This is a genomic window from Ginsengibacter hankyongi (genome assembly GCF_008710285.1).
GTDB lineage: Bacteria > Bacteroidota > Bacteroidia > Chitinophagales > Chitinophagaceae > Ginsengibacter > Ginsengibacter hankyongi.
Genome location: NZ_VYQF01000004.1, coordinates 92,076 through 115,423 on the forward strand (window position 1 = coordinate 92,076; position 23,348 = coordinate 115,423).

Annotated in this window: 19 protein-coding genes; all 19 read left to right on the forward strand. The window is 38.7% G+C overall.

Going from position 1 to position 23,348, the window contains the following annotated elements:
* Positions 1 to 3 precede the first annotated feature (3 nt).
* The 19 genes from FW778_RS14890 (at position 4) to FW778_RS14980 (ending at position 23,306) form a co-directional block, all read left to right on the forward strand.
* The gene (locus tag FW778_RS14890; RefSeq protein ID WP_150415605.1) at positions 4 to 1,773 is read left to right on the forward strand and encodes a RagB/SusD family nutrient uptake outer membrane protein; all 1,770 of its coding nucleotides are present in this window, start codon (positions 4 to 6) and stop codon (positions 1,771 to 1,773) included.
* A gap of 31 nt (positions 1,774 to 1,804) precedes the next feature.
* Positions 1,805 to 3,373, forward strand: a complete 1,569-nt coding sequence (locus FW778_RS14895) for a DUF5123 domain-containing protein (protein WP_202552268.1) — start codon at positions 1,805 to 1,807, stop codon at positions 3,371 to 3,373.
* Between the two features lie 79 nt (positions 3,374 to 3,452).
* Positions 3,453 to 4,229, forward strand: coding sequence for a rhamnogalacturonan acetylesterase (locus tag FW778_RS14900; RefSeq protein WP_150415607.1), 777 nt, complete (start codon positions 3,453 to 3,455; stop codon positions 4,227 to 4,229).
* Between the two features lie 59 nt (positions 4,230 to 4,288).
* Positions 4,289 to 5,059 (forward strand): rhamnogalacturonan acetylesterase, encoded by a 771-nt coding sequence (locus FW778_RS14905; RefSeq protein WP_150415608.1) that lies wholly within the window; start codon positions 4,289 to 4,291, stop codon positions 5,057 to 5,059.
* A gap of 51 nt (positions 5,060 to 5,110) precedes the next feature.
* On the forward strand, positions 5,111 to 6,541 hold the full coding sequence (locus tag FW778_RS14910; RefSeq protein ID WP_202552269.1) for a glycoside hydrolase family 28 protein: 1,431 nt from the start codon (positions 5,111 to 5,113) through the stop codon (positions 6,539 to 6,541).
* A 60-nt stretch (positions 6,542 to 6,601) separates the two neighbouring features.
* Positions 6,602 to 7,783, forward strand: a complete 1,182-nt coding sequence (gene pelA / locus FW778_RS14915; RefSeq protein WP_150415610.1) for a pectate lyase — start codon at positions 6,602 to 6,604, stop codon at positions 7,781 to 7,783.
* Positions 7,783 to 8,067 (forward strand): SGNH/GDSL hydrolase family protein, encoded by a 285-nt coding sequence (locus FW778_RS14920; RefSeq protein WP_150415611.1) that lies wholly within the window; start codon positions 7,783 to 7,785, stop codon positions 8,065 to 8,067. Before pelA ends, FW778_RS14920 begins: the two co-directional genes overlap by 1 nt.
* A gap of 26 nt (positions 8,068 to 8,093) precedes the next feature.
* Positions 8,094 to 8,429 (forward strand): SGNH/GDSL hydrolase family protein, encoded by a 336-nt coding sequence (locus tag FW778_RS14925; protein WP_150415612.1) that lies wholly within the window; start codon positions 8,094 to 8,096, stop codon positions 8,427 to 8,429.
* A gap of 11 nt (positions 8,430 to 8,440) precedes the next feature.
* The gene (locus FW778_RS14930; RefSeq protein WP_202552270.1) at positions 8,441 to 9,463 is read left to right on the forward strand and encodes a pectinesterase family protein; all 1,023 of its coding nucleotides are present in this window, start codon (positions 8,441 to 8,443) and stop codon (positions 9,461 to 9,463) included.
* A gap of 8 nt (positions 9,464 to 9,471) precedes the next feature.
* Complete coding sequence (locus tag FW778_RS14935) at positions 9,472 to 10,404, forward strand: alpha/beta hydrolase (protein ID WP_235906270.1); 933 nt, start codon at positions 9,472 to 9,474, stop codon at positions 10,402 to 10,404.
* A 4-nt stretch (positions 10,405 to 10,408) separates the two neighbouring features.
* Positions 10,409 to 11,374: a pectinesterase family protein gene (locus tag FW778_RS14940; protein WP_150415613.1), complete on the forward strand. Its 966-nt coding sequence runs from the start codon at positions 10,409 to 10,411 to the stop codon at positions 11,372 to 11,374.
* Positions 11,375 to 11,403: 29 nt separating this feature from the next.
* Positions 11,404 to 11,997 (forward strand): acetate uptake transporter, encoded by a 594-nt coding sequence (locus tag FW778_RS14945; RefSeq protein WP_150415614.1) that lies wholly within the window; start codon positions 11,404 to 11,406, stop codon positions 11,995 to 11,997.
* Positions 11,998 to 12,021: 24 nt separating this feature from the next.
* Positions 12,022 to 14,028 (forward strand): alpha/beta hydrolase family protein, encoded by a 2,007-nt coding sequence (locus FW778_RS14950; protein ID WP_150415615.1) that lies wholly within the window; start codon positions 12,022 to 12,024, stop codon positions 14,026 to 14,028.
* A gap of 22 nt (positions 14,029 to 14,050) precedes the next feature.
* The gene (locus tag FW778_RS14955; RefSeq protein WP_235906271.1) at positions 14,051 to 15,694 is read left to right on the forward strand and encodes a glycoside hydrolase family 43 protein; all 1,644 of its coding nucleotides are present in this window, start codon (positions 14,051 to 14,053) and stop codon (positions 15,692 to 15,694) included.
* A gap of 105 nt (positions 15,695 to 15,799) precedes the next feature.
* Positions 15,800 to 16,843, forward strand: coding sequence for a Gfo/Idh/MocA family oxidoreductase (locus FW778_RS14960; protein WP_150415616.1), 1,044 nt, complete (start codon positions 15,800 to 15,802; stop codon positions 16,841 to 16,843).
* A gap of 248 nt (positions 16,844 to 17,091) precedes the next feature.
* Positions 17,092 to 18,996, forward strand: coding sequence for a glycoside hydrolase family 88/105 protein (locus FW778_RS14965; protein WP_150415617.1), 1,905 nt, complete (start codon positions 17,092 to 17,094; stop codon positions 18,994 to 18,996).
* Positions 18,997 to 19,043: 47 nt separating this feature from the next.
* Complete coding sequence (locus FW778_RS14970) at positions 19,044 to 20,087, forward strand: pectinesterase family protein (RefSeq protein WP_202552271.1); 1,044 nt, start codon at positions 19,044 to 19,046, stop codon at positions 20,085 to 20,087.
* 49 nt (positions 20,088 to 20,136) lie between these two features.
* Complete coding sequence (locus FW778_RS14975; protein WP_150415619.1) at positions 20,137 to 21,654, forward strand: tagaturonate reductase; 1,518 nt, start codon at positions 20,137 to 20,139, stop codon at positions 21,652 to 21,654.
* Positions 21,654 to 23,306, forward strand: a complete 1,653-nt coding sequence (locus tag FW778_RS14980; protein WP_150415620.1) for a UxaA family hydrolase — start codon at positions 21,654 to 21,656, stop codon at positions 23,304 to 23,306. Before FW778_RS14975 ends, FW778_RS14980 begins: the two co-directional genes overlap by 1 nt.
* Positions 23,307 to 23,348 lie beyond the last annotated feature (42 nt).

Genomic DNA, 23,348 nt, shown 5'->3' on the forward strand with positions numbered 1-23,348 from the left:
ATTATGAAAATAAAATCATTCTATCACTTACTAATTGTAACGGCAGGTTTAATAGCCGGTGTACAATTAAGTTCGTGTAAAAAATATTTGGATTTACAGCCTGTATCTTCTTTCGGCCCGGAAACTGTTTTTGGTACAGTTGCTAATGCGCAAAAAGCGGTATTAGGCGCCTACCAGGAAATGACCGGCGACCAAGGTTATGGGATTCGCGTAAGTATGTATTTTCCTTATGATAATGATGAAATGATGGGCGCGGGAGGCCATGGTGATAATGACAGAAGGGATATAGGAAGGTATAATCTTACTGCGGGGAATGCACAATTGGCTAAACCATTTAACCAAATGTACCAGGGCATTGAAAGAGCTAACCAATGTATAAAATATATTCCTCAAATGGATTTGTATAACAATGGCGCGGCATCTGATAAAGCAGAATTAAGAAGGTTATATGGAGAAGCATTAACCTTAAGAGCGCAATATTATTTTGAACTGGTGAGAAACTGGGGTGATGTGCCTGCTCAATGGAAACCCTCGGCAGATCAGCCTGATTTATTTTTGGCAAAGACCGATCGGGATAGTATTTACGATCATATTTTAAATGATTTAAAAACCGCCGAAGATTTGGTTCCCTGGCCGTCGGGCCTAGCTGCGCTTGGCGATCCAAAAGATGAAAGAATTACTAAGGGAGCGGTGAAAGGATTACGGGCACGTCTTGCTTTGTTCAGGGGTGGTTATTCGTTAAGAAGAGATAATAAAATGGAACGTGGCAGCAACTATCTCGACTATTATAAAATTGCTGATGATGAATGTTTATCCATTATACAATCGGGCGAATATGCTTTAGATCCAAGCTACCGCGATCTTTGGCAAAATAATCTGGATGCTCATAAGATTGATCCTTTTGGTGAAATTATGTTCCAGGTGGCAATGGCGGGCGGTACTTCAGCAACTGACAGTAAGTTGGGGAAGTATAATGGCCCCAACGGAAGTCTCGTTATTTTACCAACCTATTTTTATCAATTTGATTCCGTTGATACGCGTCGCGATGTAACTATTGCTCCATTTAAAATAAACAGTGATAATTCACTTTCAGCAGCTGCCATCACAGGATTATATGATGGAAAGTTTCGTCGCAACTGGATCACCAATCCTGATATTGATATCAGTAATCAAGCTCAAAACTTCAGCCTCAACTGGCCACTGCTAAGGTATTCAGATGTTTTATTAATGTATGCTGAAGCAGAAAACGAAATTAATAACGGACCCACTCCAGGCGCGATTGATGCGTTACAACAAATAAGGAAAAGAGCGTTTGCAGGAAATGAATCTGCAATTGGAACTCCGCCATCAAACAAGGACGGATTTTTTAAAGCTATTGCGCAGGAAAGAGCATTAGAATTTGGAAGTGAGGGAATTCGTAAATATGATTTAATAAGATGGAATTTATTGGGACAAAAGTTGGCAGAGACTAAACAAGCTTTGGCAAATATGGCGGCTATGGTACCTCCTTATGATACGTTACCAACAGCAATGTATTTTATAAAAACTACCGATCCAAAAAACTACATCGATTGGGTGACATCTTTTTATCATCCGGCTCCTGCATCAGACCCGGCAGGCGCTACAAAAGTTACCTGGATCAGCAGTTCAGTAAATAAAGGGAATTTTTCCTACTATACTGAAGGCTTTAAATCGAATCACAGTGAGTTATTCCCAATACCTCAACAATCAATAGATGCGAATCCTAACCTTACGCAGGATTATGGATACTAATTTATTTTTAAAAAATTATAAAGAGATAATTATGAAAAAATTAAGATATCAGATAATTGTCCCGGTTGTGCTGGCAATTGTAATATTTTCCTGTGAGAAAAAACCCATAGAAAAATTTGTTCCGGACAGGATGTTTACGCCAACGGGTGTTACCATCGCAGGTGGAGATACTTCTATAACTATTAGCTGGCCTTCTTCTCTTTTTTCGCAGGGAAGCGGCGTAAATTATACATTGGAAATTTCAAAAGATTCTTTGTTCCAGGCTGCGCCGGACTTGTCTCTTGTTGTAGACACCACTTTCAGAACAATAACAGATGACACGCTTAGAGATCGCACTCCTTATTTTGCCCGGGTAAAAGCAAATGCCACTAGCGCTTCTACAGAATCCGGTTGGGTAATGGGAAATATGCATTTCACATTGATAGGAGTACAAATTTTTAAACCTATACAAAGCACTGATATTATCGATAATGCAGTTATCTTAAACTGGATAATGACGCCTGGTGTAACCGAAATTATATTAACTGCACATAATGGAGATACAACACAGGTGCCGATCTCCTCAGCTGATAATACTGCAGGGCAAAAATTAATTACAGGATTAACTTCCAATACTGCATATACTGCGGAAATTTTTGCGGGCACAAGAAGTAAAGGCCTTATAGGCTTCTCTACTAAAGCTCCTGTAGTTGGCAATAATGTAATTGACCTGAGAGGAATAGAAAACCGGCCACAGGTTTTATTTGATACTTTATCACAAATTTCTGATGGTGCAATCGTGCTTTTAGCAAGAGGCGGATCCTATACGATTCCGTCTGCATATACATTTGATAAATCCGTTTCAATTATGAGTGGGCTTGGATTTGGCGATCCTGCGAGGCTAATGTTGGCTAATAATTTTGATGCAACCGGAAACATTGATTCTTTAAAATTTTCTGATCTTTCTATTGCGCAGGATGGTGCCAGTTATTTTATGAATATAGGCCATGCTACGGTTATTGGCAAAGTCAACGTTGAAAATTGCACCACCGAAGGTGTATTCAACAACTCATTTATCCGCTTAAAGCAGGCAGGCGCCGAAATCACTAACCTGGATATTAATAACTGTATCATTGACAGTTTTGGTATTGCTGCCAAGTATGCTGTTATCTATGCAAATGCCAGTTCCAGTGCTTTGATCGATAATATAGAAATTGATAACAGTACTTTTTATTCATTCTATTATTTTATAAGGCAGGATGGTATTACAGGCATTTCGCTTAACATTAATAATTGCACATTTAATGATATGATTAATAACAGTGGATATTTTATTAATTACTCAGGTACTTTCCCCACCGTATTTAATATAACCCATACAATTTTTGGCAGCACGATAGATCCTACAAAAGCCAATGGTATTAAATCATCTGGTAATGCGGCGTTGTCCAATTGTTATATAACGTCTGATTGTGTATTCAGTGCAAATCCTATAAGCGGGGCAACCGCGTATGCGGGAACTGCTTCGGATTTGTTTACTGCGCCGGCAAATGGAGACTTCACTATAAAGGATAATTCGTTCGCAGGCAAAAGTACCGCCGGTGATCCACGTTGGCGGTAATTTATGTTCCCGTAATAATTGAAGCGTAAATATGGGTTAATTAAAACTGGATGATCTTTTTGAAATTATAAATTGATGAATGGTTACAAACACCGATAAAGTTCGCTGGAAAAAGGGATTAGCAATTGTATTTCTGCTGATGTCATTTGAATTGCCACAAAAAAATAAGATCACCGTATATCTTATTGGCGATTCCACAATGGCTGATAAAGAAGTGAAAGCTTATCCTGAAACAGGCTGGGGCATGCCCTTTCACTATTTTTTTGATTCAACCGTTACCGTTGAGAACCGTGCAAAAAACGGAAGAAGCACAAGATCGTTTATTGCAGAAGGCAGGTGGCAGCCGGTTGTTGATAATCTCCACGAAGGCGATTATGTGCTGATACAATTTGGACATAACGATGAAGTACCCACGAAGAGAAGCTACACCACCCCGGGTGACTTTATAGCTAATCTTGAAAAATTTGTAAATGAATCAAGAAGTAAAAAAGCAATTCCTGTTTTAATAACCCCGGTTGCCCGCCGTAAATTCGATTCGACAGGTAAGATTGAAGAAACACATGCCGCATACACGCAGTTAGTAAAAAATGTTGCAAAAAAGTTGGATGTTCCATTAATTGACTTAGATGAAGAAAGCCAGCAATTGGTTCAGCAATTTGGCTCCGAAACATCTAAATATTTATATAATTATTTATCTCCTGGTGAAAATCCCCATTACCCGGAAGGTAGATCGGATGACACGCATTTCAGTGAATTGGGTGCCAGGAAAATGGCGGAGATTGTTTTACATAATATCAAAAATTTGCAGTTTGAATTAGCTGAACGTATTCGTGTAGTTAAAGAAAAAGAAAAGTGATAGGCTTCACGCCCCTCTCCTTTAGGAGAGGGGTTGGGGTGAGGCTCTAAATATATCTTATGTGTAAAAAAGTTTTTATAAAGATAAGTCTGGTAAGCCTGGCTGCATTTTTATCCTTCATTCCTCCCATCAAAAAAAAGACTACCATCTGGATGATCGGCGATTCAACCATGTGTTTGTATGATTCTTCCTGTTACCCGCTAACCGGTTGGGGAATGCCGTTTGCTGAATATTTTGATTCAACGGTAACCATTGAAAACAAGGCAAAGGGAGGGCGAAGCACACGCACGTTTATTGCTGAAAATCGCTGGCAACCTATTGTGGATAATTTGTCAAATGGCGATTATGTTTTCATTCAATTCGGGCATAATGATGAAGCCAAAAATTATCCGGACCGTTATACTACCCCGGAAGATTACCGGGCGAACTTAATTAAATTTATTACTGAGTCCAGGGCTAAAAAAGCAATGCCTATTTTAATAACTCCGGTGAGCAGGAGAAAATTTGATGCAAAAGGTCAAGCATTGGAAACGCATGCCACTTATTCAAAAATAGTTCATGAAGTAGCGCAACAATATAAAGTTCTGCTCATTGATCTGGATCAAATGAGCCTGGAACTAATACAACAGTATGGACCGGAAAATTCACCGCTTTTATTTATGCAACTGGAAGCAGGGAAAGATCCTAGCTATCCGCTAGGCATACACGATAATACTCATTTTAATAATTATGGGGCGAGGCACATTGCTGAATTAGTAATAAAAGGAATAAACAATTTGCAACTTGAATTATCAGGTCACATTAGCAAAGGAAAATTTAAAGCAAAATAAAAGATGAAGATATTTTCGTTTAACCCAAAGCGTTATAAACTAATTCTTACCATGAAACCACAAACCTTATTTAGATTAAAATTTTGCTGTATAATTCTTTCTTTTATAACAGTAAACTTCGCATGTTCTGCCCAGCAGGGAGAACAGGAAGGCTGGAATAATCTGTCAGCTATTATGAAAAAAATTGTTCCGCCAACTTTTGCCAGTCATGATTATTCAATTGTGAATTACGGCGCAAAAGCGGATGGAACAACAGATTGCCTTCCTGCAATAAAGAATGCTATTGCCGAATGCAACAAAGCAGGTGGAGGACGGGTTCTTGTTCCCGCCGGAACCTGGTTTGTAAAAGGCCCGATTCATTTATTAAGTAATGTAGATCTTCATTTAGAAGCCAATGCAGTTGTAAAATTCAGCACCGATGCGGATGATTATTTGCCGGCAGTTCTTACTCGTTTTGAAGGTGTGGAACTCATGAATTATTCGCCGCTTATTTATGCGTATAATCAAAAAAATATTGCGGTTACCGGTAAAGGAACATTCGATGGGCAGGCGGATAATGATCATTGGTGGAACTGGACTGGCTCGAAAAGATTTGGCTGGAGAGAAGGCATGCCTTCTCAACATGATAAAGAAAATGAACCGGCAATGATGCAAATGGCAGCGAAAGGAATTCCCGCGAAAGATCGTTTGTTTGGCAAAGGACATTATATGCGGCCAACGTTCGTGGAATTTTATAGTTGTAAAAATATTTTGATACAGGGTGTAACCATAATAAATTCGCCGTTCTGGCTCTTACATCCAACGTTGAGCAAAAACATTACGGTTGATGGCGTAACTACAAACAGCCTTGGTCCTAATAACGATGGTTGCGATCCTGAATCATGCACTGATGTTGTAATTAAAAATTGTTCTTTCACTGATGGTGATGATTGCATTGCTATTAAAAGTGGCCGTGATGCCGATGGAAGAAGAATTAATGTTCCTTCGAAAAATATTATTGTGCAGGATTGCCAGATGAAAGACGGGCATGGTGGAATAGTTATCGGCAGCGAAACTTCCGGCGGAGTTGAAAATATATATGGACAGAATTGTGTGATGAGCAGCAAGAATCTAGAGCGTGCCATACGAATTAAATCGAATGCGTGCCGCGGCGGTGTATTGAAAAATTTTTATTTCCGGAATTTAAAGGTGGGCCAGGTTCATGAAGCAGTGGTAAAAATTAATATGCATTATGCCAATGAAAAAGGCGCCGATTGTAATTATCCTCCTACGCTGAGCGGTGTTTACGTTAATAATATTGTAAGCCAGGAAAGTGAATATGCAATTTATATTGAAGGTTTAGATGATAAACCGGTAACTAATATCAACTTTAGTAACTGCAACTTCAATAACGTGGAAAAAGAAAATTTTATAAAAGATGCAAAAGACCTTCATGTCACAAAGACAACGGTTAATGGAAAGGTAGCCAACATAAATAAGTAAAAACCCTTGCCCCTCTCCCCCGGGAGAGGGGCAAGGGTGAGGCTTAATTAAAACAATAAAATGAAACTTATCAATTGCTGTTCAAAAATCTTTATCATCAGCTTTTTGCTGATCGATACTTTCGCCCCTCTTCATGCCCAAGAAAACCTAAACATTAAAGACGTGTCCGGCTTTGGGGACAGCAAGCATCACTGGATGGATATTACGGATCATGAGCAGGTTATAGTTCCCTCAAAAGACCAGGAAAGTTATCAACCCGCGAATGTTCGTGAAATTGCTAATAACATTTTGTTATATCAGCAGCCTAATGGCGGCTGGCCGAAGAATTATGATATGCTTGCAGTTCTTACTGATGAGCAGAAAAAAATGCTGGCGGAGCATAAAGATTCGAACCATACCACATTTGATAACGGTGCCACCTACACGCAGATTGAATACTTAGCAAAAGCTTATTCAATACTTAAAGATGAAAGATATAAGGACGCAGCAGTGAAAGGAATTCGTTTTATGCTGCAAGCTCAATATAATAATGGCGGCTGGCCACAGTTTTATCCTGACCTAAGCGGCTACCGTAAATACATTACGTTTAATGACGGAGCGATGGTAGGAGTGATGAGCGTGCTGCAACATATCTTGCAGGGCTCGTCTTACTATTCTTTTATTGATGATGATTTAGGAAAAAAAGCTGCGGAGGCTTATCAAAAAGGGCTTGATTGTATTTTGAAATGCCAGATCAGGGAGAAGGGAACGCTCACGGTTTGGTGCCAGCAACATGATAACATCACTCTTAAGCCAACCGGTGCAAGGGCATTTGAATTAGCATCAAAAGGAAGTGCAGAGAGCGCCGAAATTGTGGAATTACTCATGAAAATTGATAATCCGGATAAGAAAATAATTGATGCGGTGAACAGTGCCGTTGCCTGGTTTAAAAAAGTTGAGATTAAAGGCATTCGTGTAAAAACAATTCCTGCAAAAGAAGTAATTTATAAATATCATGATGCAAAAGATGATAAGATAGTAGTAGAGGATCCCTCAGCGCCGCCTATTTGGACGCGCTATTACGAACTGGAAACTGACCGCCCGTTTTTCGCCAACCGCGATGGTAAAGCGGTTTATAAATTATCCGATGTATCAAGAGAACGTAGAACAGGGTATGGATGGTACGGCTATTCCCCGGCTAAAGTGATAAATATCGAGTATCCTAAATGGTTAGAAAGGATCGCAAATAAAAATAATCAGTAATGCTTAAAAAAATTATTGAAATAGCTGCTGTTGCTTTTTCGACTGCAATTGTGGTTATGGGCTTTAGAAGTATTCATGGGCTAGTGGTTTGCTTCGGTGATTCAATCACTTATGGTGCGAAGGTTGATGGAAAAAGCTGGGCCTATTTTCTTTCGCAGGATCACCCGGGTGTAAATTTTATTAATGCAGGCAGAAGCGGCAGAAAGACTTCAGACAAGCAAGAATTGCTGCCGGTTGTGAAGCAATATTCCAACGCGGAATATTATCTTATTTTTCTTGGGTAAACGATCTTAGAGACGGAAATGATTCAATGGTTGAAAGTTGCGTTACCAACATGAAATGGATGATAACCGCGATAAGGAAAGCAGATGCTAAAGCAAAAATCGTAATACTTGCTCCTTCTGATATTAATCTCGTTACGATGGATAACATCAACGTAAGGAAGAAGTACAACGAGAACACCAAACATTCATTATACGAACTGGAAGTGAAATATAAGCAGTTGGCAAAAGAAGAACATATTCATTTTATTTCTCTGCTCCACGCTGTATTAAAGCAAAATTACGCAGATGGTTTACATCCAAATTTTGATGGTCAAAAAGAAATAGCAAACGTTGTTTGGAAAGGATTAAATAAGTTTTTTTAAAAATGTAACAAATGAAATCTCGGACATTTAAGGTTCCCAGATGTTTAGTTCCCTCGCCTTTGGAGAGGAGTTGGGGTGAGGTTTTTGTATGTTGTTTGCTCTTACTTTCCTTCACTTTCCCAAAACAAAAGATTACTGGAACATACGACTACATCGTAGCAAAAGATGGCTCCGGAAATTTTATAACCATTCAATCTGCCATTGAAGCAAGCAAATCTTTTCCCTACCAGCGAATAAGAATTTTTATTAAGAAAGGGATATATCATGAGAAAGTGTTTATTCCCTCATGGAACACAAAAATTTCACTGATAGGCGAAAGTGAAGATAGCACCGTTATTACTTTTGATGATTACTTTAAGAAGATAAACAAAGGCCCAAACAGTACTTTTTACACGGCAACCGTTGCAGTGGAGGGCAACGATTTTCATGCGGAAAATTTAACGATAGAGAACAGTGCAGGTCCGGTTGGGCAAGCCCTTGCATTATCGATAGAAGCCGACCGTTGCTCGTTTACAAAGTGTAAATTGCTCGGCAACCAGGATACTTTATATGTGGCCGGTGATCATGCCAGGCAATATTTCAGCAATTGCTATATAGAAGGAACAACAGATTTTATTTTTGGTGAAGCAACTGCTTTGTTTGAAAAATGTGTTATTAAATGTAAAGCTAATTCTTACATTACCGCCGCTTCAACTCACCAAGATGCTTCGTACGGGTTTGTTTTTAAAAACTGCGTTCTAACGGCGGTGTCGGGAATTGATAAAGTTTTCCTCGGGAGGCCCTGGCGTAGATATGCAAAAACTGTTTTTATAGATTGTAATATGGGTGCTTTTATTCAACCGGGCGGATGGTCTAACTGGGCAAACACTGATAATTTTAAAACCGTTTTTTATGCTGAATATAATAGCAGTGGCGAAGGAGCAGATACAAAAAAAAGGGTAGCATGGTCTCACCAGCTGAGTAAAAAGGAAGACGCAAAATATACTATTAAAAATATTTTCTCCGGTACGGAAAATTGGGTTCCATTAAAATAAAATGATTAATGATAATGATGTTACGTGTAATCTTAAACGTTAGTGTTCTGTTACTATTTACGTGCGGTGCAAGGGCACAGGATTTTATTCCGTTATGGCCTGTAGGGAAGATGCCCGATTCAAAAGGATTACATTTAAAAGACAGTATTGTAAATGAACGGGCATACCAGGTCGGCGTTCCCGGTATGTATGCATTCTTTCCTTCGAAAGATGATAATTGTGGCGCCGCAGTGGTGATTTATCCCGGTGGCGGCTACTCACATATTGCTTTAAATCTCGGTGGCTTTCAATTGGCTAAATGGTTCAACACGCTTGGCATAAGCGCATTTGTTGTGAAATACCGTCTGCCTAATTCTCCTGATGCGGTTAAAAGTGAGCTGGCGCCTTTGCAGGATGGCCAAAGAGCTTTGCAAATTGTAAGAGCCAATGCAAAGACGTGGAACATTCAAAAAAATAAAATTGGTGCGATGGGAACTTCAGCAGGGGGACACCTGGCAGCGTGGGTAGGCACTGCCGAAGAAGACATTACGTCTTTAAAAGATAGCATTGATGAAAATTCATTCGAGCCAAATTTTATGATATTGGTTTCGCCTGTGATTGATATGGGCGAGTTTGCACACAAAGGGAGCCGCGAAAGTCTTCTTGGAAAAAATCCTTCAGATGAGTTGATAAAAAAGTATTCTCCGCAAAACAATGTTACCGATAAAGCGCCACCCTGTTTTATTGCAGATGCATTTAACGATAAAACGGTGCAGCCAATAAATAGTTTGTTGTTTTACCAGGCGTTGCTTCAGCATAAAATTTCAACAAGCTTTCATGTTTTTCCGCAGGGCGGGCATGCCATCAATGTCAACAATACACCGGGATCTACCTCTTTCTGGAAAGAACTTTGCGAAGAATGGTTGAAGGAAATGGGTTTTATTTCTTTCGAAAAAAAATAACCAAATGAAAAGTACTCTTTTAGCCGCTTGTTTAATAATATTTTTCAATAGTGTGAATGCGCAAAAGGAGATCATCGTATCGATCGACGGTTCGGGACAATACAAAACTGTGCAGGAGGCATTTGATGCGATTCCCTTGCATAATAAGAGGCCAATAAGCATCATCATTAAAAATGGAATATATAAAGAGAAGTTACATCTTGACTCCACAAAAAATTTTGTAACCATTATCGGTGAAGATAAATTTAAGACCATTCTTACCTACGATGACCATACGGGAAAGGTTACACGAAAAGGAGATACTATCAACACCAGAACTTCAGCAAGTTTTTTGATCCTGGCAAATAGTTTTACCGCAAAAAATATTACGATTCAAAACGATGCAGGCTTTACTGCAGGGCAGGCCGTAGCATTGGAATCGGATGGCGATAAAGCGCAATTTTATAATTGCCGGTTTGTTGGTTACCAGGATGTTTTGTTTACTAATAGTGAGCAAAGCAGGCAATATTATAAAGATTGTTATATAGAAGGAACCACTGACTTCATTTTTGGCTCCGCCACTGTTTGGTTTGAGCATTGCCATATTCACAGCAAAAAGAATTCACACGTAACCGCTGCGTCTACTCCGCAGAATCATCCTTATGGTTATGTTTTTAACGATTGCGTACTTACGGGAGATACAAGCCTGCTCAATGTTTCGTTAGGCAGGCCGTGGCGGCCTTATGCAAGCGTAACCTATATGTGCTGTTATATAGGCGAACACATAAAGCCGGAAGGCTGGAGCAACTGGAACAAAACAGAAAATTACAAAACAACACGATATTCAGAGTATGAAAATTATGGCCCCGGCTCTGTAACATCATCAAGAGTGCCGTGGTCAAAACAGTTAACTGGCGGAGAAGCAAAAAAGATAACAATCAAAAATATTTTCAACGGATGGGAGCCGAAAGACTGTAACTTTAAAATGTAAAAATCTTTAACTAAACAAACATTCATTTTATGGAACCATCAACGATTGCTATTAAGGATACAACTGCGAATCCTGCTCCTTTGGGATTATTGGCTTTTGGAACAACCACTGTTTTACTCAACCTGCACAATGCAGGAATTTTTGAAATGAACTCAATGATACTTGCCATGGGAATATTTTATGGTGGCCTTGCCCAGGTGATCGCAGGAATTATGGAAGGAAAAAAAAATAACACCTTCGGATTAACTGCGTTTACTTCTTACGGGTTTTTCTGGCTCACGCTGGTAGGCCTGATCGTTATGCCAAAGCTTGGATGGATTCCGGCGGCTTCAGAAGATGCCATGATTGCATATCTCATCATTTGGGGAATTTTCACAGGCTGCCTTTTCTTTGGAACGCTAAGAATAAGCAGGGCGCTGCAGTTTGTATTTGCCACATTAACCATTTTATTCTTTTTACTGGCTGCAGGCGATGCAACTGGCAATGCATCTTTAAAAACTTTTACAGGATACGAGGGTATTCTTTGCGGGGCATCTGCCATTTATACAGGCGTGGGAGCGTTACTGAATGAGATGTATGGTAGAACTGTGTTGCCGTTGGGATTAGTTAATAGAACTTCATAGTATATTATTAATTTGAAAAAGCAAATGCAATTTTATTCGCCACATCGCAAAAGCATGCTATTTGTGATTGTGGCGATATTTTTTTACACAAATTCCATTAGTCAAAAGCTATACGATTGCCTCGACTGGAAAACCAACGTTACCGTAAACACTTTTCTCGTGCAAAAAATGCACGGCCAGTATAACGAAAGAAGAAAAATATTCGCCAAAGCAATTACGTCAAAAAAATTAACGGAAGAATACATCCAAAGCGTTCAAAGGAAGTTTAAAAAGATGTTGGGGGATTTTCCTATAAAAACTTCATTGAATCCTATAACTACAGGTACGCTACACCGGGATGGTTACAAGATTGAAAAGATTATCTACGAAAGTTTTCCAAATCATCATGTAACAGCTAACCTGTACATTCCAGATGGCAAAGGAAAATTCCCTGCAGCATTATTATTTTGTGGTCATGAGAATGAATCGAAGGCAACTGTTTCTTATCAAAAGACTGCAATTCTTTTTGCAAAAAATGGTTTCGTTGTTTTTGTTATCGATCCCATATCCCAAAGCGAAAGATTTCAATTAACCGATAATACCGGGGACCCGTTAGCAAGGGGTGGAACAACAGAACATACTTTATTGAATGAGGGATCCAGCCTTCTTGGTACTTCTTCACCGGCGGATGAATTGTGGGATAATATACGCGGCCTGGATTACCTGGAAACAAGGCCGGAAGTGGATACAGCGAGGATTGGCTGCCTCGGCAATTCCGGCGGCGGAATGCAAACCATATATTTCGCCGGTTATGAAAAAAGGATAAAAGTATTTGCCCCATGTAGCTATCTTGCAAACAGGGAAAGGACTTTAGAAATATCCGGACCTGCAGATGGATGTGCGCAAATACCCGGCGAGGGCATGCAGCATCTGGAACTGGACGATTATTTAATTGCTTCAGCACCAAAGCCTCTCCTTATACTTGCCGGCAGATATGATTTTATCGATTACACGGGCACGTTAGTTGCTTATAATGAGCTTAAAAAAATCTATACTTCTTTGCAACAGCCTCACAAGTTGACGTTATTTACTTATGATGATGGACATGGAATTTCTAAGCCCAAGAGAGAAGCGGCTGTTACCTGGTTCAGAAAATGGCTGTGCAACGATTCAACAAAAATTACAGAAGGAGATTTAGAAACAATTCCTGAGCATGACCTGTTATGTACGAAAAGTGGCCAGATAAATTCAGCATTTGCAGACGAAGTAGCAATACCGCAAAGAAATCTAATGTTGTTTGATAGCTTAAAATTAAGCCGCGATAAATTTTTGAAGCAGCAGCATGGTCTTGTCAAACAAAAGGTTGCCCAAATGCTTGCCCTCGATTTGAAAAATAAAAAAATAAATGTTGAGCATAAAGGAGAAGTAAAGAATGACGATCTCATTTTTGAAAAACTCATTATTCGCAAGAACGATCAAATCCCCTTACCTGTTTTAGAAATAAGTTCATCAAATAAAAGGCCTGAGAAAATAATTGTGTGGTTCAACGAAAAAGGAAAAGATGAAATCGCAGATAGTGCATCTCTCATAAAATCATACCTGGATAAGAATTATGCTGTGATCCTGTGTGATGTAAGCGGAACAGGGGAAACAACCGATAATCCTCAATTCAATGATAAAAAATATTATAATAAAGAATATCGCAATGCTATGCTCGCTTTGCATATCGGCGCGCCAATGGTTGGGATAAGAACGGCAGGCGTTCTTACGCTGATGGATTATATTGAGTCTATTCCTGAATATAAAGATGTTCCAATTGAAATTGATGCCACCGGCATTTCAACCATTGCTGCCATGCATGCAGCATTGTTTTGCGATCAAATCACTCAATTGAACTTGTATGGTGGTATTAAAACTTATAAAACGATTTTAGAAAATCCAATTGAGAAGAACTGGTATTCTTATGCAATAAATGAGGTATTGAAATATTATGATTTGCCCGACCTGGTTCAATTGATTGGAAAGGATAAATTTCATTTTATAAATAATTAGTCAGTTTGAAAAAATGATAAAAATGTTTTTTAAGAGGGCTGCGTTTCTTATTTCAATGAATACATTTTGTATTTTATCGTATGCTCAGCATGATCACGTGAATCAAAATTATGTTTCTAAAGTTTGGGTTGCAGATAATGGCGATGGCACTTACAAAAATCCTGTGTTAAATGCCGATTATTCTGATCCCGATGTGATAAGGGTTGATAATGATTTTTATTTGGTCTCGTCAAGCTTTGAGGATATTCCGGGTCTGCCCATTTTGCATTCAAAAGATTTGGTGAATTGGACGATCATTGGTCATGCATTAATGCGTCAACCGCCTTTTGGTCATTTCGATATTCCCCGACACGGTGATGGCGTTTGGGCGCCTTCCATCAGTTATCATAACGGTGAATTTTATATTTATTATCCTGATCCTGATTATGGAATTTATGTCGTTAAGTCAAAAAAAGCAGGAGGGCCATGGAGCGAACCGGTTCTTGTTCAGGGTGGAAAAGGATTGATTGATCCGTGCCCTTTATGGGATGATGATGGACAATTATATTTAGTCAACGCATTTGCGGGTAGCCGTGCCGGTATTAAAAGTGTTATTGTAATAAAAAAATTAAATAAAGAAGGAACGAAAGTTATAGATGAAGGCAAACTGGTTTATGACGGCCACGAAAAAGATCCAACAATTGAAGGGCCGAAGATTTATAAACGTAATAGCTTTTATTACATCTTTGCTCCCGCGGGTGGCGTCTCTACAGGATGGCAATTGGTATTGCGCTCAAAAAATATTTATGGGCCTTATGAACGAAAAGTTGTGATGGATCAGGGGACTACTAAAATTAATGGGCCACACCAGGGCGCATGGGTTACTACACAAACAGGTGAAGATTGGTTTTTGCATTTCCAGGATAAAGGCGTTTACGGACGAGTGGTTCGCCTGGAACCTCTGAAGTGGATGAATAATTGGCCGGTAATTGGCATCGATAAAAATGGTGATGGAACCGGCGAACCAGTATCGATTTACAGAAAGCCAAATGTGGGAAAAAAGTTTGCAATTACTACTCCGGTTGAAAGTGATGAGTTCAATTCAAATGCCTTAGGCTTGCAATGGCAATGGATGGCAAACCCCCAACCGTATTGGTATTTCATGGATCCGGCAAAAGGTAAATTGCGGTTGTTTTCTGCTAAAGAACCCGATAACGCTCATAATTTATGGGAAGTACCTAATGTATTATTGCAAAAATTTCCTGCAGATGAATTCATGATTACAACGAAGTTGTCTTTTTATCCCAATCAAAAATTAGAAAATGAAGAAACAGGTTTAGCGATTATGGGTCTCCGCTATGCTACGTTAAAATTAGTAAGCAAACATGATGGACTATATCTGGTGTATGCTGTTTGTGATAATGCAGAAAAAGGAGAGGCGGAAAAAAGCGAGGTGATCAAAAAAGTTGAAGATGGTACTATTTATTTAACAGCTAAAATTAGCAAGGGCGGCATATGCAATTTTAGTTATAGCCTTGATGGAAGTAATTTTGTGAAAGCGGGGGATGAGTTCCGTGCACAGGAAGGAAGATGGATTGGTGCAAAAGCCGGAATATTTTGCACAAGAAATAGTCAAACTAACGATTCCGGCTATGCGGACTTTGATTGGTTTAGAATTGAAAAATGACAACTGAATAATTATTATCCGACCGGGATAACTATTTAATAAATAATATAATTCAGCCTTCCTCTCCCTTTGGGGAGGGGTTGGGGTGAGTTCTAAATTTTTTTTATGAAACCAATAAATACTGCGTTATGTTCTTTCGGTATGAGCGGATGGGTTTTTCATGCTCCATTTTTACAAATAAATCCCAGCTTTAATTTTTATGGCGTTTGGGAACGTTCCAAAAATCTCGCAGAACAAAAATATTCCGGGGTAAAAACATTCAGGACACTCGAAGATATGCTGGCAGAAGATGCCATAGAACTGGTGGTTGTTAACACGCCAAACTATACGCATTACGAATACGCGAAGAAAGCGCTCGAAGCTGGCAAACACGTAGTTGTTGAAAAACCATTTACTGTTACAGTGAATGAGGGAAATGAATTAATTGAACTAGCGGGAAAACAAAACAAAAAATTATCTGTCTATCAAAACCGGCGCTACGATAGTGATTATAAAACAATAAAAAAAGTGTTAAGTCAAAATATTCTTGGTGATATTGTGGAAGCAGAATTACATTTTGATCGCTTTAAAGAAGAACTGAGCCCGAAGTTGCATAAAGAAAAACCCGGCCCCGGCTCTGGATCTTTATACGATTTAGGCTCACATTTAATTGACCAGGCGTTGCAACTATTCGGAATGCCTGAAACGATGTTTGCGGACATCGCGTCGTTTCGTCCTCGTTCCAAAGTGCCTGATTATTTTGAAATAATTTTTTTCTATCATGATAAAAGGGTTCGGGTTAAATCAAGTTATATTGTACGTGAAGCTTTGCCTGGTTATGTCTTCCATGGTTTAAAAGGTTCTTTTATCAAACCGAAAACGAATGTGCAGGAAGAAATGCTACAAGCAGGAGAGATTCCCGATACGCCTGATTGGGGCACAGAGCCCGAGTCAGAAAGAGGTTTGCTGCATGCTGAAATAAACGGCAAAGAAGTAAGAGAATATATCGAATCAGAAAAAGGAAATTATAATGAATACTATGATGGCATTTATGAAGCCATCCGGAATAATAAACCCGTGCCGGTTACAGCAGACGATGGACTGAAAGTTATTAAGATTATTGAAGCAGCTTACAAGAGCAATGAAACAAAAAAGGTTGTCGATTTATAGCCAGATGTATTACAGAAACACTTTAGTTTTCTTTGACATTTTCTCTCAAAAAACTAAAAATATTACCGACAGAACTTCCGGCATCGTTTTCGGTAACGTTTGCGTAAATAAATATTTCAAATGGGTTTGCAATTAGCGATATTGGGGTTACACTTGTTAGTTAAGAATACTTTATAATTCAGATTAATTCCGCATTAAAGGTCTATAAATTTTTTTGAGACGATAAAAAATAAAAATTGCATGATAAAATGAGAGCATCGATAAGTTTTTTGCTGTTAATTATTATTCCCTTTTTTGCTAAAGCACAAAAGAGTATTTCTTACGCAAAAGAAATAGGGAATACCATTATGAATATGTGGAAAGATTCGCTTTCATCAGGTAACAAGCCTGCTAAATGGAGATACGACCAGGATGTTATTTTGCAGGGAATGCAGGGCTTATGGAAAGCAACGGGCACTGGGAGATATTTTTCTTACATCCAAAAAAGCATAGATCGCTTCCTGGATGAGGATGGCAACATCAGCACCTATACATTCGATAATCTTACCCTTGACAATATTGCCCCGGGCAGAGATATTTTGTTATTATATAATGTGACCGGCAAAAAGAAATATTTAAATGCGGTAAATCTTTTGCGTAAGCAATTAAACTCACAGCCACGGACACACGAAGGAGGTTTCTGGCATAAGAAAATCTATCCAAACCAAATGTGGCTGGATGGTTTATTTATGGCGGAGCCCTTCTATACTGAATATGCCAATACTTTTCATGAAGATTCTGATTACAGCGATATAGCGAAGCAGTTTATATTAATGGAGAGGAATGCCCGAGATATTAAAACGGGTTTGTTATATCATGGTTATGATGCTTCGAAGCAGGAGAAATGGGCCAATAAGCAAACAGGTCTTTCATCCAATTTTTGGGCAAGGGCAATGGGCTGGTATGGAATGGGCCTGGTAGATGTGCTGGAAGATTTCCCCCAAAATGTGCCTGAAAGGAAAGATTTGATTGGTATTTTAAATCGCTTTGCAGTGGCAATAGCAAAAGTACAGGATAAAAAAACGGGCTTGTGGTGGGATGTTTTAGATAAGCCCGGAAAAGAAAAAAATTATCCTGAAGCTTCAGCCTCCTGTATGTTCGTGTATGTGTTGGCGAAAGGCGTTAGATTGGGCTATTTACCGCCCTCGTATCTTACCGTTGCCAAAAAAGGGTACAACGGAATTATAAAGAACTTTATTAAAAGAGATGCCAACGGCCAACTGAATTTAAATGGCACCGTAAGCGTTTCGGGCCTTGGAGGACATCTGTATCGTGATGGAAGCTATGATTATTACACCAGTGAGAAGATTGCTGCAAACGATCCGAAAGGTGTGGGAGCATTTTTGCTGGCGTCTAACGAAATTGAAATGTTGCCCACGCTTGCTTTAGGCAAAGGCAATGCTGTATTGCTCGATAATTATTTCAATCATGAAACAAAAAAAGATATAACCGGTAAAACTGTGCAGTGGCATTATGTGTGGAATGAAATGGATAATGGCGGCTATTCAATGTTTGGTAATATATTTCATAAATATGGCGTTCGCACGAAAAGCATTCCTGTTGCGCCCACTTCAAATAATTTAAAGAATAGTAACATATATATTATTGTAGATCCCGATACAGATAAGGAAAACGAACGTCCAAATTATATAGAGAATAATGATATCAATGCAATTTATAATTGGGTAAAAGCAGGCGGCGTTCTTTTATTATTCAGTAACGATTCGGGCAATGCCGAGTTTGCGCATCTCAACAGGCTTGCTGCAAAATTTGGTATCCAATTTAACTATGATAGCAAGAACAAAGAAACCGGTACTAATTTCGAAATGGCTGCAGTTAATATTCCAGCTGGCAACACCATTTTCAAAGATGTAAAAAAAGTTTACATAAAGGAATATTCATCACTGTCAGTTAAAGCTCCCGCGGCTGTTATGTTAAAGCAGGATGAGAACAATGTAATTGCAGTGGCCAAAGTTGGCAAGGGCACTGTGTTTGCAATAGGCGATCCATGGTTTTATAATGAATATGAGGACGGAAGAAAAATTCCGATGGATTTTGAAAATTATAAAGCTTCGGAAGATTTGGTGAAGTGGGTTATAGCGCAAACGAAATAATATTTAAAAGCAAGCTTTAATAGATTATTATGGTACTGGTAAAAAAAATGAAGATTAAAATTAACCATAGTATAATTGCAATTATATCACTACTAACGGTGTTTACGTTAGCATATACGCAGTTGCATGCGCTTGGTAAAACCCCGGTAAAAATTATTGTCGATAAAAACGGGAAAGAAGGTTTTAAATCAATTCAGGATGCAATTAACAGCCTTCCCGATTCTTCTTTGCAGCCAAGAATTATTTTTATAAAAAGAGGTATTTATGCTGAAAAAATATTTATAAAAAAAAGCAATATAATTATTGAAGGAGAAAATGAAGAAAATACAATCATCACTCAATCAATTGCGCGGGACGAATGGAGATGCGATCACCGCGATGATTGGGGAGTTGCCACTATGAACATTGATGGCAACGATATAACATTAACAGATATTACCATTGTGAATAATTATGGTTTTGAGCATAACGGAAACCGGGTAATTGCGTGTGCGGCTGATTCAATAACGCATAAGAAAATTATTACTCCATACGGGCATCAAATGGCGTTACGAACAGCAAAGGCTACACGCTTAAAGGCGGTCAATGTGCATTTCAAATCTTTTGCCGGCGATACCGTAAGCCCGTGGAATGTAGACGATGGAATGTTTTATTTTAAAAATTGTACAATGGAAGGCGGTGTAGATTTTTATTGCCCGCGTGGATGGGCGTATGCAGAAAATTGTACCTTCTTTGCAAACACAGGGCCAGCCAGTATCTGGCACGATGGATCTAAAAATGAAGATGAAAAAACAGTTTTAAAAAATTGTTCTTTCGATGGATATAAAGGATTTAAATTAGGCCGGTACCACAAGGATGCACAGTTTTATTTAATCGATTGTACTTTTTCAAAAAATATGGCAGATCAGGATATCTACCTGGTTCCAACAGCTAACGTTATAAAATGGGGGAGACGAATTTACTATTTTAATTGCCATAGGAAAGGCGGGGATTACGGCTGGTTTAAAAATAATCTTAGTGAGGCACAGGGAAATCCTAGCGCAGATTCAATTAATATTTCGTGGGTATTTAAAGGAAGATGGAATCCGTAAAACAATAAACTAAACATAGAATTAAATCGAGGAGACAAATAAAAGTAATATGAAATTATCAGCATATACATTAAAGAACATAACGTCCGAAAGAGTTGATGTGCCGGAAGAAAGCATATTGGAACTGCCCGAAAAAGTTTTGCAATTTGGTACCGGCGTTTTATTACGGGGCCTGCCTGATTATTTTATTGATAAGGCAAACAGGATGGGCATTTTTAATGGAAGAATTGTTATTGTAAAAACAACCAACCGCGGTGATACTGCTGATTTCGGGAAGCAGGATGGCCTCTATACGCTGTGTGTACGCGGTATACAGGATGGACAAAAGATTGAAGAAAATATAATTAATTCATCTATCAGCCGGGTATTAAGTGCAAGCCATGAGTGGGAACAGATTTTAGAATGTGCGCACAACCAAAGTTTGCAGGTAATTATTTCCAATACAACCGAAGTCGGTATAAAACTCGTGAATGACGATATACGCCGTCATCCGCCTGTTTCTTATCCCGGTAAATTGCTTGCATTTTTGTTTGAAAGATTTACCGCATTTGGCGGAAGTGAAAAAAGCGGATTTGTGATTGTTCCTACTGAGCTCATTCCTGACAACGGAAAAAAATTGGAATCCATAGTTCTTGAACTGGCACATCTAAATGGATTACAGGATGATTTTATAGAATGGCTTGAGCATTGTAATTACTTTTGTAATTCTTTAGTTGATAGAATTGTTACTGGCATGCCGGATGAAGAAATAAAAATTGAAATAGAAAAAGAGCTGGGATATACTGACCAGTTGCTTACCGTATGCGAGGTGTACCGCTTATGGGCAATTGAAGGAAATGAGCATGTAAAAAAGATATTGTCATTCGCCGGCGCAGATGAAGGCGTGGTAATAGAACCTGATATTGATTTGTACCGCGAGCTAAAATTGCGTTTACTGAATGGAACGCATACATTAAGTTGTGGCATTGCATTTCTTGCAGGAGTAGATACTGTTAAACAGGGAATGGACGATCCCATGATTGAAAAATATATCGCTGATGTAATGCAAAATGAAATAGGGCCTTCCATACCTTATGAAATAGATGCGCAAACGGTGGAGGCCTTTACTGCAAAAGTGCTCGACAGGTTTAGAAATCCTCATATTAATCATTTCTGGAAAAGCATAACCCTTAATTATACGCAGAAACTGAAAATGAGATGTATTCCTTTACTTTTGAATTATTATAAAAAAAATAACCTGGTTCCGGAATTATTTGCATTGGGTTTTGCAGCTTATATTTATTTTATGAAGCCAGTAAAACGTAATGGCGATGAATTCTTTGGGGAATTTAAAGTCAAGCCTTATTTAATTGAGGATGAAGTGGCAGAAAAATTTTATAAACTTTGGCAAAAATTCGCCCCACATGAAATTGTAAATGAGGTATTGAAAGACGTGGCTTTGTGGGGTAAAGATTTGAGTATTCTTCCAGGCTTTGAACAGTCTGTAAAAGATAAGCTGGATAGCATAATTAATAATGGAATGCGGGCTACAATTGAATCCGCTCAATCCAAAAAAATGGTGATATAATGAATCATACAGTTACAAAAGTACATCCGGATGATAATGTATTGGTTGCTTTAACTAATCTTGAAGACGGGAATAAAGTAAGTTATAACGGCGAGGAATATACGATAATTGGGAAAGTACCTGCGAAACATAAATTTGTAACCAGGGATTTACTGCCAGGAGACGAACTATTTATGTATGGTGTTTTAGTGGGCAAGGCGCAAAGTTTTATTCCCCGTGGATCTGCAATCACCACTGCTAATGTAAAGCACGCTGCCAATAGCTTTGAAGTAGGGGAACGAAAATTAGACTGGCAAAAGCCGGATGTTTCTAAATTTACTAATAAAACATTTTTAGGATTTCACCGTGCGGATGGTAAAGTAGGAACTGCTAATTACTGGCTGGTTATACCATTGGTTTTTTGTGAAAACAGGAACATTGAGGTATTACACGAAGCGCTGGTAAATGAATTGGGATATGGAAGAAATCAAAATAAAAAAGTAGAGGTTTCAAGACTTATAGACATTTACAAAAAAGGCAAAAACATAACGGAGATATTAAACGCAGATATTTCTGTAGAAGGCGAAGAAGCAAAAAAACAACGCCTTTTTCCTAATGTTGACGGAATAAAATTTTTAACTCATGAAGGCGGATGCGGTGGTACCAGGCAGGATGCACAGGCATTGTGTGGATTACTTGCAGGATATATTACGCATTCAAATGTGGCTGGGGCAACCATATTAAGTCTGGGCTGCCAAAATGCCCAGGTAGAAATTTTACAGGAAGAAATAAAGAAAAGAGATAATAATTTTTCAAAGCCTTTGTATATCCTGGAACAGCAAAAAATTGGAAAAGAAACGGATTTAATATCGCAGGCAATAAAACAAACATTCGCCGGGCTGGTGTATGCAAACTCTCTTGAAAGAAAACCAGCGCCATTAAATAAGATATGTATTGGTTTGGAATGCGGCGGCTCTGATGGGTTTAGCGGCATCTCAGCAAATCCTGCCATTGGATACACTTCTGATTTATTAGTAGCTCTGGGGGGTTCTGTTATACTGGCTGAATTTCCTGAGTTGTGCGGGGTAGAACAAAATTTAAGTGATCGTTGTATTACAACGGATACGGCTAAACGCTTTGGAAATTTGATGCATGCTTATAACGAAAAAGCCAAAGCAGTAGGATCCGGATTTGATATGAATCCCTCTCCGGGCAATATTAAAGATGGTTTAATAACAGACGCAATAAAATCTGCAGGAGCAGCAAAAAAAGGAGGCACCTCACCTGTAACTGATGTGCTGGATTATCCTGAAATGGTTACCAGGCCAGGCTTAAATTTACTTTGTACACCCGGTAATGATGTAGAAAGTACAACAGCTGAAGTTGGTTCTGGAGCCAACATTGTTTTGTTTACAACGGGGCTGGGCACGCCTACCGGAAACCCCATTACGCCGGTAATAAAGATTTCGAGTAATACCATTTTATATAATAAAATGCATGATATTATCGATATTAATACAGGAACTATTATAGAAGGTACCGAAACAATTGAGCAGGCAGGTGAAAGAATTTTAGATTACATTATTAAGGTGGCCAGTGGAGAAATTGAAGTGAGTGCAGTAAGGCATCTACAAAATGACTTTATACCATGGAAGCGCGGTGTAAGCCTTTAATGATTTTTTTCCCTCTCATTATAATAATTAAAATAATTTAAA